Source organism: Priestia sp. ST2 (assembly GCF_055810735.1).
This window is the reverse complement of the sequence record NZ_JBVVNT010000001.1, coordinates 443476-454277: the sequence shown is the minus strand read 5'-3', so window position 1 is coordinate 454277 and position 10802 is coordinate 443476. Positions and strand designations below refer to the sequence as shown.

Here is a 10802-nt window from a genome sequence, read left to right as displayed (position 1 = left end):
CGGGACATAATTAACCTACGTTTACCATCACCATAAAAAAATCCGAACGAGTTGGATTCTCTTTCAAGAATCTAAATTCATCGTTCGGATCTTCCTTCAGCTAAAATATTTTTGTGTCAGCCTCTGTTTTAATAGACGGACGTATTCTCTTTAGAAGTAGATTCTAAAATCTCTTTAACTCTTGCCAAGAATCTGCCGCACACCAAGCCGTCTAACACGCGGTGATCAAGTGATAAACATAAGTTAACCATATCTCGAACAGCAATCATGTTATCAATAATAACCGGACGTTTTACAATAGATTCTACTTGTAAAATAGCCGCTTGCGGGTAATTAATAATCCCCATTGATTGAACGGAACCAAACGATCCTGTGTTGTTAACAGTAAACGTTCCGCCCTGCATGTCTTCAGACTTCAATGAACCCGTACGAACTTTTTGCGCGAGCTCTGTAATTTCACGCGCAATGCCTTTGATTGTCTTTTCATCGGCTTGTTTAATAACCGGCACAAATAAAGCATCGTCTGTTGCAACAGCAATCGATACATTAATGTCCTTTTTCTGAACAATACGGTCTCCTGCCCACATTGAATTCATTTGAGGGAATTCTTTTAAAGCTTGAGCCACTGCTTTTACGAAGAACGCAAAATACGTTAAGTTAAAACCTTCTTTTTGTTTGAAGTCCGTCTTTAATGCATCACGATAAGAAACTAAGTTCGTTACATCAACTTCAACCATTGTCCATGCATGCGGAATTTCGTGCTTGCTGCGAAGCATATTTGCTGCAATAGCTTTACGCACGCCTGTAACAGGGATTTCTTGATCTCCTGCTGCAGACACAACCGGCGCGGGCTGCTGCGTTTTTGGAGCAGCTGCCGCTACAGGTGCTTCTGGCTGAACTGTTGATGCAGGTGTTTCTTTCACTTCAGCAGCTCCGCCTTTTTCAATAACAGCTAAAATATCTTTTCTCGTAATGCGGCCGCCCGCCCCTGTCCCTGTCACGGTATCTAAATTAATATTATGCTCTTGTGACAGACGCATAACGGCTGGAGAGTATCGACTTTTATTGGATTGACTGTCCGCTGTTTTTGACGCTGATTCTTCTACAGTCTTATCAGACGTTTTCTGTTCTTTTTGAGGTACAGTTCCTTCTACTTCAATTAAACAAATCACTTCTCCTACAGGCAAAGTATCATCTTCACCTGCAATTAACTCTTTAATTGTTCCACTAAAAGAAGAAGGTACTTCAGCATTTACTTTATCCGTCATGACTTCAGCTAACGGGTCGTACTTATTTACGTGATCTCCAACAGAAACGAGCCATTTGCTAATTGTACCTTCTGTTACACTTTCACCGAGCTGCGGCATCGTAATTTTTTCAATAGCCAATTGATACAACTCCTTTTAAAATTGAGCTAATTCTCTCATTGCTTTTTCTACTTTATCTGGATTCACCATAAAATATTTTTCCATTGTTGGTGCATACGGCATAGCTGGAACATCAGGGCCAGCAAGGCGCTGAATTGGCGCATCTAAATCGAATAAGCAGTGTTCAGCAATAATAGCTGCTACTTCGCTCATGATGCTGCCTTCTTTGTTGTCTTCCGTTAAAAGCAGTACTTTACCTGTTTTAGATGCTGCTTCAATAATAGCTTCTTTATCAAGCGGATAGACCGTTCTTAAATCTAAGATGTGTGCTGAAATACCGTCTGCTTCCAGTTTTTCAGCAGCTTGAAGAGCAAAGTGTACACAAAGACCATATGTAATAACCGTGATGTCGTCTCCTTCTCTCTTTACATCTGCTTTGCCAATCGGAAGTACATAATCATCTTCAGGGACTTCTCCTTTAATCAAACGGTACGCACGCTTATGCTCAAAGAAAAGAACTGGATCATCATCACGAATAGCTGCTTTTAATAATCCCTTTACATCATAAGGCGTAGAAGGCATCACAATCTTTAACCCTGGCGTATTGGCAAATAGTGCTTCAACAGATTGAGAATGATAAAGAGCACCGTGAACTCCGCCGCCGTAAGGAGCTCGAATTGTAATTGGACAACTCCAATCATTATTAGAACGATAGCGAATTTTCGCTGCTTCTGACACAATTTGATTGACTGCGGGCATAATAAAATCAGCAAATTGCATTTCAGCAATCGGACGCATGCCGTACATTGCCGCTCCGATTCCTACCCCTGCAATAGCAGACTCTGCAAGAGGCGTGTCAATGACTCTTTCTTCCCCGAACTGTTCGTATAGTCCGTTGGTTGCTTTAAATACGCCGCCTTTTTTCCCTACGTCTTCTCCTAATACAAACACGCGGGAATCTCTTTCCATTTCTTCACGAATGGCCATTGTTACTGCATCAATATATGAAATAACCGGCATATGTTCTCCTCCTTACTCACCGTACACGTATTTTAAAGCCGATTCCGCTTCTGCATAAGGAGCGTTTTCAGCATAATCTGTTGCATCATTAACGATGTTCATAATATCATCAAGCATTTGTTTTTCTCGTTCATCGGTTAACACGTTAACCTCTTTTAAATAAGTCGCAAAGTACGCAAGCGGATCGCTCTTTTTAGCTTCAGACAATTCTTCTGCTCCGCGATATGCACGATCATCGTCATCACTTGAATGGGCAGTCAAACGCTCTGAAACAGTTTCAATAAGAGTAGGTCCTTCTCCTCTGGATGCACGATCTCTTGCTTCTTTTACCACTCGGTATACTTCAAGGACATCGTTTCCATCAATTGTGTAGCCTGGCATACCATATCCAATTGCACGATCAGATACTTTTGCGCATCCTAGCTGCTTTTCAACCGGAACAGAAATCGCATACTTGTTATTTTCACACATAAAGATAACAGGAAGCTTATGAACACCTGCAAAGTTCGCGCCTTCATGGAAATCTCCTTGGTTAGAAGATCCTTCTCCAAACGTCACAAACGTTACTAAGTCTTTTTTCTCCAATCGTCCTGCTAAAGCGATTCCTACTGCATGAGGCACCTGTGTTGTAACTGGAGAAGATCCTGTTACAATTCGCTTTTCCTTATGGCCAAAGTGACCTGGCATTTGACGACCTCCTGAGTTTGGATCTTCTGCTTTAGCAAACCCAGAAAGCATTAAATCGCGCGCAGTCATTCCAAATGCTAGCACAACACCCAGATCGCGGTAATAAGGTAATATGTAATCATTCTCTCTATTTAAGGCAAAAGCTGCGCCAACTTGAGCGGCTTCCTGACCTTGACATGAAATAACAAAAGGCACCTTCCCTGCACGATTTAATAGCCACATACGCTCATCAATTTTTCGTGCAAGCAGCATAGTGCGGTACATTTCAAGTACTTGTTCATCAGTTAATCCTAATGATTCATGACGGTTTTTTGTCATGTTTAAACCTCCTTTAATCATCAAAAATGAATCGCTTTTCCATCTACAGCTAATGAAGCTTCTCCCATCGCTTCTGAAAGGCTAGGGTGAGGATGAATGGTATGAGCAATTTCCCATGGTGTAGCATCCAATACCTTTGCAAGACCTGCTTCAGAGATCATATCCGTCACGTGAGGTCCAATCATATGCACACCAAGGACATCATTTGTGTCGGCATCAGCAATAATTTTAACAAACCCCTCTGCCTCTCCATATACAAGAGCTTTTCCAACGGCCTTAAACGGAAACTTTCCAACCTTCAGCTGAAACCCTTGCTGTTTTGCTTCTTGTTCTGTTAATCCTACACTTGCTGCCTCCGGGCTGCTGTATACGCATTTAGAGATTGTTGTATAATCAATCTTCAAAGGCTTTTCACCATGTAAATGCTCCACAGCTACAATTCCTTCGTGAGAAGCTACATGTGCAAGCTGCAGTCCGCCAATCACATCTCCAATTGCGTAGATATGAGATTCTTTCGTTTGATAAAAATCATTTGTGGCAATCACACCGTTTTCTACTACAATATCGGTATTCTCGAGACCAATTCCTTCGACATTCGCTTGACGCCCTACAGATACAAGCAGCTTTTCTGCTTCATATTCTTGCATATCGTCTCCTACTTGAGCGGAAATTTTCACCTGACCATCAATAGACAGTGTATCAGCCATTACTTTAGCAGAAGTAATAATGTTAACTCCTTTTGCTTTTAAAAGCTTCGTCATTTCACGGGAGATATCTTGATCTTCTGTTGGTAAAATTCGATCGCTGTATTCCACAACCGTTACATCAACATCAAAATCTGTGAGCATTGACGCCCATTCAATTCCAATGACGCCGCCTCCCACAATAATAATAGAAGCGGGAAGTGTTTCCATCTTTAATGCTTCATCTGAAGTGATTACTTTCTCTCCGTCAATCGTTAGACCAGGTAATGTTCTAGGACGAGACCCGGTTGCGACAATTACATTCTTTGGAATAAGCATTTCGTTTTCTTCACCGCTTTTTAATTCGACGGAGATAGTTCCTGGCATAGGAGAAAAAATAGAAGGGCCTAAAATACGTCCAATTCCTTCATATACGTCAATTTTACCTTTTTTCATTAGCTGTTTAACACCATTATGTAACTGTGAAACAATTTCTGACTTTCGTTCTTGTACACGTGCATAGTTCAATAGCACATTGGACGTTTCTACGCCAAATTCACTGCTTTTCTTAGCTGTTTGGTAGACTTCTGCACTTCTTAGTAAAGCTTTGCTTGGGATACACCCTGCGTGCAGGCATGTGCCGCCTAACTTATTTTTTTCTACAACCGCTACCGATAGACCTAACTGAGAGGCACGAATAGCTGCTACGTACCCTCCGGTTCCACCGCCGAGAATGACCAAATCATATTCTTTTGCCACACTGCTTCACACCTTTCTGCAAACGCTATTAAGCGCCTTTATATTCCTTCACTTCTTCTTCACCTGTAAGCACTCGGAGAGCCCCTTCAGCTAGCGCTTGAAGCTCATTTTCTCCAGGATAAACAATGACATCTGCAATCCACTTTACATGATTAATAATCAGCTCAACAAACGCTTTTGAATAAGCAATGCCTCCCGTTAAAATAATGGCATCTACTTTTCCATGCAATACCGTACTGGCAGCTCCAATTTCCTTCGAAATTTGATAAGCCATTGCTTCGTAGATAAGCTTAGCTTTTTCGTTTCCATTTTTCACTAGCGCTTCGACTTTCTGCACGTCAGATGTGCCCAAATAACCGACAAGCCCGCCTTTCCCTACAAGCATTTTCATAATCTCCTCGCGGTAATACTGACCTGAAAAGCAAAGACGAACTAATTCACCAACCGGTACACCGCCAGCGCGCTCTGGACTAAAAGGACCGTCACCGTGCAGGCCATTGTTCACATCAATTACTTTTCCGCGTTGGTGAACTCCGACTGTAATGCCTCCACCCATATGGGTAACAATAACGTTCATTTGTTCATATGTGCTATTCATTTCTTTAGCCACTTTTCGAGCAACCGATTTTTGATTCAGCGCGTGAAAGATGCTTTTCCTTTCCATAAAAGGAGTTCCTGAGATACGAGCGATGTCACTTAGCTCATCTACCACCACTGGATCAACAATGTACGCTGGTATATTTAATCCAGATGCAATCTCAAAAGCTAAAATCCCGCCTAAATTTGAAGCATGATGGCCGGCATAACCGTCTTTTAAATCTTTGAGCATGGCTTGATTTACTTCGTATGTGCCGCCTTCAATCGGGCGTAAAAGCCCTCCTCTTCCACATACTGCACTTAATTTAGATAAATTAATCCCTTCTTCATCAAGTGCCTCTAAAATCGAGTTTTTACGGAACTCATACTGTGCATATATCGTCTCAAACTGATTCATTTGCTGTGAATCGTAGCGGATTGTTCGATCAAAAATTGGTTTATCGTTGTGAAATACGCCAATTTTTGTGGACGTTGAACCCGGATTTATTATCAGCATTCGATATTCGTGCATATCCAACACATGTCCTCCTACCTTATCATTCTCATAAACGAAGGCTAGGTCGAAAGGATTTCATTTATTCCTTTTGCCTAGCCTTCAGCTCAAACATTAGCGCGTATGACGTCTACTTAAAATATGCTGTCCATTTTGTAAAAATTGACTGCGTGAACGACGCAGCTTTTCAATTCTTTCTTCAGCTAAGCGATCTGCTGCTAGATAGGTTGGAATGCCATCTCGCTTTGAGATTTCAACTACCTTTTCAATATTATCATAAATACCTTCAACTTTTTTCAGGGCACGCTCACGGTTATATCCAACTAGCTCATCAGCTACGTTAATAACGCCTCCTGCGTTAATAACATAGTCGGGTGCATATACAATGCCTAATTCATGAATTAAATCACCATGACGCGTTTCTTTCAATTGATTATTAGCTGCCCCTGCAATAACTTTTGCTTTTATTTGAGGGATCGTTTCATCGTTAATCGTTGCTCCAAGTGCACAAGGAGCATAGATATCACATTCTACACCATAAATATCATTCGGGTCTACTGCTTGCGCACCAAATTCTTCTACCGCACGCTGAACAGCTTCTTTATTAATATCCGTTACAATAAGTTTTGCTCCTTCTTCCTGAAGGTGGCGGCATAAATTATACGCTACGTTTCCTACACCTTGGACAGCTACTACTTTTCCTTCAAGCATATCTGTTCCAAATGCTTCTTTTGCTGCTGCTTTAATTCCTCGGTATACGCCGTAGGCTGTGACTGGTGATGGATTGCCTGATGAACCAAAAGCAGGAGATACACCCGTTACATAATCCGTTTCCTCATATACAATATCCATATCCTCTACCGTTGTGCCCACATCTTCTGCTGTAATATATCGACCATTTAACCCTTGAATAAAGCGACCAAATGCACGGAACATTGCTTCATTTTTATCTTTGCGAGGATCTCCGATAATAACCGTTTTCCCTCCTCCTAAATTCAAGCCTGCTGCTGCATTTTTATAAGTCATTCCGCGTGATAGACGAAGCGCATCTTCAATTGCAGCCTCTTCTGATTCATATGTCCACATTCTTGTACCGCCTAGAGCTGGTCCAATTGTTGTATCGTGAATGGCAATAATGGCTTTTAAGCCTGAATCTTTATCTTGGCAAAATAATAACTGCTCGTAATCGTATGTTTCCATATAGTCAAAAATTTTCATTGTTAGTGCCTCCTAAGAATTCTGTTGAGCGACGCTGATAGCAAGCGCCAGTGAGTATAATTTACTTTCTGATGAATCTGCTCTGGATGTTAAGACGACCGGAGCTTTTGCTCCTGCTAGAATAGCTCCAACTTTTGCTTTAGCAAAATAAATAAGGGATTTATATAAGACGTTCCCTGTTTCAATTGCTGGAACGAGTAATATATCTGCTTGACCGGCAACTTCACTTTGAATGCCTTTTTGCTTGGCTGCTTCTATGTTAATGGCATTGTCGAGTGCTAAAGGTCCATCAATCACGCAGCCTTTAATTTGTCCTCTGCGGTTCATCTGTGTAAGAAGGGCAGCCTCTACTGTTGCAGGCATCAAAGAGTTCACAACTTCAACCGCTGCAATAGGAGCTACCTTTGGCATCTCGATCCCAATCGAGTGGGCAACGTTCACCGCATTTTGAATGATTTGAACTTTCTCTTCCAGAGACGGCGTAATATTCATAGCTGCATCTGTTACAAGAATCGGACGGTCATAGTGGGGAACGTCAAATACAGCTACATGTGATAAAACATTTCCCGTACGCAAACCATGCTCTTTATTTAACACAGCTTTTAAGATAAGCGATGTGGATAAATTCCCTTTCATTACGATATGAGCTTGACCTTGCTGAACTGAACGCACAGCCAATTGAGCCGCTTCTAAAACGGACTCCGTATGTACGACCGTCACAGCCTTATGAGTGAGTAAGGATGGGCGGTACAGCCTGAATAATTCATTAATTGTCGTTTCGTTGCCAAACAAAATAAATTCAGAAACTTCCCTTGACACAGCTTCATACACTGCCTCAATTGTTTCTAAGTCTTCAGCTGCTGCAACAGCAACAGTCAAAGAAGACTGCTTAGCAACCCGAGATAAGATGGTAGCAAGAGTCATGGAATGTTCGACCTCTCCTTTTTCATTCTTTCTTTTGCTCCGTTTTAAAGAGCATACTGCGCGTTTATGCAGTCACCTAAAATACATGCAAGATTTGTGCCATCCTCTGCATATATTACATAATATAGCTGCTTATATCCGTTCTTACGCACAAAAAAAATTTTTTATTGATTCTAACACCAAATAGAAAAAAAGAATACCTCTCTATTTATATGCAATAAATTGCACACCATGCATTTTATTGCATGCTGTTATTTGCAAGATTGTATTTTTCCAACTTATAATACAAAGAACGCAGGGAAATATTGAGCTGTTTTGCTGTTTTCGTTCGGTTATACTCGTTTGCAAGCAGCACTTTTTGAATAAGTTCCGCTTCGTAATTTTCCATCATGTGCGCTAAAGTCTTCCCTTCGAACATTACCTCTTCATTCACCTGATTTTTTTCTTTTTTGCCCTTGCCTTCAAGTGAAGGGAGATGAACAGAATCAATCATTGTTTCTGTATAGTGCATATAAATAATCGCTCTGCCTAATATGTTTTCAAGCTCTCTGACGTTTCCTGGCCAGTCGTATGATCTTAATGACTGTAAAGCCCGCTCTGTTACTCCTTCAACATGCCGGCCGTAATCTTGATTAATTTTTGTAATTAAGTGTGTAACAAGCGCACCAATATCCTCTTTTCTCTTCCGAAGAGGAGGTATGTGAATCGGAATTTTGTTTAGCCGATAATACAAGTCCTGTCTGATGCTTCCATCAGCCATTCCTTTTTCTAAATTCACATTCGTAGCTGCAATAACGCGAACATTCACCGGAATAGGAGTCGTTCCTCCAACGCGAATAAGCTCTTTTTCTTGAAGCACCCGAAGCAGCTTAGCCTGCATATGAGCTGAGAGCTCCCCGATTTCATCTAAAAAGATGCTACCGTTATTGGCTTCTTCAAAAACGCCGCGTTTCCCCCCTCTTTTTGCCCCGGAAAAAGCTCCTTCTTCGTACCCAAAAAGTTCACTTTCAAGCAAGGACTCAGAAAGCGCAGCACAGTTAATCCGGACAAATTTGTTAAACTTTCGGCTGCTCGCATTATGAATCGCATGTGCAAACAGCTCTTTACCCGTCCCAGATTCACCTCTAAGCAAAACAGTAGCTGGTGTTTTAGCAGCAAGTCTAGCCTGCTCAATTGCTAACTGAAACTCTTCAGATTGACCAATGATATCAGCAAATGAATATTTCGCTTCAAGCGTTCTGATAATTTGACGCGCTCTTTTGAGTTCATTTGTAAGCTCTTGAATTTCAGACATATCATGAATAACACCAACGCTGCCTTTTAATTTTCCATCAACAATAACGGGGGCAACATTGACAACCACGTCTCTTTTACTCGGACCGAGCCTCATTCTTACACCTCGGACAGGACGCCTTGTTTGCAGTACCTTCATGTGCATACTGTCTCCTTCAGAGATATCGGCAGTCGCGGGCTGACCAATAATATCCGTCTTTTTTAAACCCGTAATTCTTGTATAAGCAGGATTAATTAAAATTCCTCTTCCTTCTTCATCGACAACCGAAATAGCTTCTTCAGAAGATTGTATAATAGCTTGAAGCATAGTTTGTACTTCTTTTAAGTTCGTAACTTCTTCTGCCAATCCGACAACGTCCGTAATATCTTTAAAAATCGAAAAGGCCCCAAACAGCTCTCCATTCTCGTCGAGTATTGGTATTCTAGTCGTAATTACCTTCCGTCCGCTATCTAACACAAATTCACTATTTTGATCAATCGTTTTTGTATGAAGAACATCAACAAGTTTACTATTTGGAATGACTTCATGAAGATGCTTACCAATTACATCTCTGTGTGAAAAGTTCGTCAAACGCTCGGCACTTTGATTAAATAGCGTAATATATCCATTCCTATCAATCACGACCATCGCATCATGAGCTGCGTTAAAAATAAGATCATATTTATACGATTCTTGCTTTAACCTCTGAATTAACTCTTCTTTTTCCTCCATCAGATTTGCCATAATTTCAGCAACCAATCCCGGCACTACCAGTGCATCAGCGGGTTTGCTTCTTTGCAATTGTTGAAAGACGCCTTGTTTACCTGTTGTTTCAACAATGACATCGAGCTGCTTTGTCATATAAGGCTCCCAATTCATTCCGGTTGAAATATCTTGTTCTTGCGCATGCAAAACAGCCGGCGCGTTAGCTCGTACGTCTACTACACCAATCACTTTCATAAATTCTGTTTCCAACAAGATTTTCAGAATAGCTAATCCGCCTTTTCCTCCTCCAACGATCAACACATTTTGCATATTTTTTCACCTTTTCTACTTAATATGTACATATCCCGTGCAAAATATTGCATATACCTATCATATAAAAAAAGAAACGCTCTTGACAATTTATTTAGTTCTTTTATGATTCAAGTATAACGGTTTCATAATGTAAACGCATTCATTTTAAAAAAGAGAAGCGAAAGGAGCAGTTATGGTTCGAATTATCGCACTGCTAATCTTACTTATTCCCGGTATACTCGCTGGCTATGGCATTAAACTTATGAGAGATATGATTTTTGGCATCCTGCAATCCCCATTCCCTTCTTTATTTTTGCAATTTTCAGTCGGCCTTCTATTATTTTTAATCGGCCTTGGATTTGTTGCTGGCTTTATTCTGCACAGAGACCGCAAGCGAAACAAAGTTCAAAACAGATTTCAAAAAGATAAAAAAACATCGCATTAAT

9 protein-coding genes are annotated in these 10802 nt (G+C 40.9%); 1 reads left to right on the top strand and 8 read right to left on the bottom strand.

From position 1 onward, the window contains the following. Nucleotides 1-128 precede the first annotated feature (128 nt). From AC0KUU_RS02320 to AC0KUU_RS02285, 8 genes are all read right to left on the bottom strand, one after another. The gene (locus tag AC0KUU_RS02320; protein WP_162214946.1) at nt 129-1388 is read right to left on the bottom strand and encodes a dihydrolipoamide acetyltransferase family protein; all 1260 of its coding nucleotides are present in this window, start codon (nt 1386-1388) and stop codon (nt 129-131) included. A 15-nt stretch (nt 1389-1403) separates the two neighbouring features. Next, nucleotides 1404-2387 (bottom strand): alpha-ketoacid dehydrogenase subunit beta, encoded by a 984-nt coding sequence (locus tag AC0KUU_RS02315; protein WP_013084975.1) that lies wholly within the window; start codon nt 2385-2387, stop codon nt 1404-1406. Between the two features lie 12 nt (nt 2388-2399). Beyond that, nucleotides 2400-3392, bottom strand: a complete 993-nt coding sequence (locus AC0KUU_RS02310; RefSeq protein WP_013084976.1) for a thiamine pyrophosphate-dependent dehydrogenase E1 component subunit alpha — start codon at nt 3390-3392, stop codon at nt 2400-2402. Between the two features lie 20 nt (nt 3393-3412). Then, a complete protein-coding gene (gene lpdA / locus AC0KUU_RS02305; RefSeq protein ID WP_034648963.1) occupies nt 3413-4834 on the bottom strand; it encodes a dihydrolipoyl dehydrogenase in 1422 nt (473 codons plus the stop codon). Between the two features lie 28 nt (nt 4835-4862). After that, the gene (gene buk, locus AC0KUU_RS02300; protein ID WP_370511583.1) at nt 4863-5942 is read right to left on the bottom strand and encodes a butyrate kinase; all 1080 of its coding nucleotides are present in this window, start codon (nt 5940-5942) and stop codon (nt 4863-4865) included. A 96-nt stretch (nt 5943-6038) separates the two neighbouring features. Then, nucleotides 6039-7142 carry a branched-chain amino acid dehydrogenase gene (bcd, locus tag AC0KUU_RS02295; protein ID WP_322552424.1) on the bottom strand — a complete coding sequence of 368 codons (1104 nt, stop codon included), beginning with the start codon at nt 7140-7142 and terminating at the stop codon, nt 6039-6041. Between the two features lie 12 nt (nt 7143-7154). Beyond that, nucleotides 7155-8066: a phosphate butyryltransferase gene (yqiS, locus tag AC0KUU_RS02290; protein WP_043976264.1), complete on the bottom strand. Its 912-nt coding sequence runs from the start codon at nt 8064-8066 to the stop codon at nt 7155-7157. Nucleotides 8067-8304: 238 nt separating this feature from the next. Then, nucleotides 8305-10374, bottom strand: coding sequence for a sigma-54 interaction domain-containing protein (locus AC0KUU_RS02285; RefSeq protein WP_043976261.1), 2070 nt, complete (start codon nt 10372-10374; stop codon nt 8305-8307). Between the two features lie 175 nt (nt 10375-10549). Between AC0KUU_RS02285 and AC0KUU_RS02280 the strand changes: the two genes are divergently transcribed. Further along, nucleotides 10550-10801: a DUF2627 domain-containing protein gene (locus tag AC0KUU_RS02280; protein WP_013059128.1), complete on the top strand. Its 252-nt coding sequence runs from the start codon at nt 10550-10552 to the stop codon at nt 10799-10801. Nucleotide 10802: the final 1 nt, after the last annotated feature.

Excerpts from the sequence above, each read along its gene's own strand:
- AC0KUU_RS02315 (WP_013084975.1), bottom strand. The coding sequence starts at position 2,387 with ATGCCGGTTATTTCATATATTGATGCAGTAACAATGGCCATTCGTGAA.
- AC0KUU_RS02310 (WP_013084976.1), bottom strand. The coding sequence starts at position 3,392 with ATGACAAAAAACCGTCATGAATCATTAGGATTAACTGATGAACAAGTA.
- buk (WP_370511583.1), bottom strand. The coding sequence starts at position 5,942 with ATGCACGAATATCGAATGCTGATAATAAATCCGGGTTCAACGTCCACA.
- bcd (WP_322552424.1), bottom strand. The coding sequence starts at position 7,142 with ATGAAAATTTTTGACTATATGGAAACATACGATTACGAGCAGTTATTA.
- yqiS (WP_043976264.1), bottom strand. The coding sequence starts at position 8,066 with ATGACTCTTGCTACCATCTTATCTCGGGTTGCTAAGCAGTCTTCTTTG.
- AC0KUU_RS02285 (WP_043976261.1), bottom strand. The coding sequence starts at position 10,374 with ATGCAAAATGTGTTGATCGTTGGAGGAGGAAAAGGCGGATTAGCTATT.
- AC0KUU_RS02280 (WP_013059128.1), top strand. The coding sequence starts at position 10,550 with ATGGTTCGAATTATCGCACTGCTAATCTTACTTATTCCCGGTATACTC.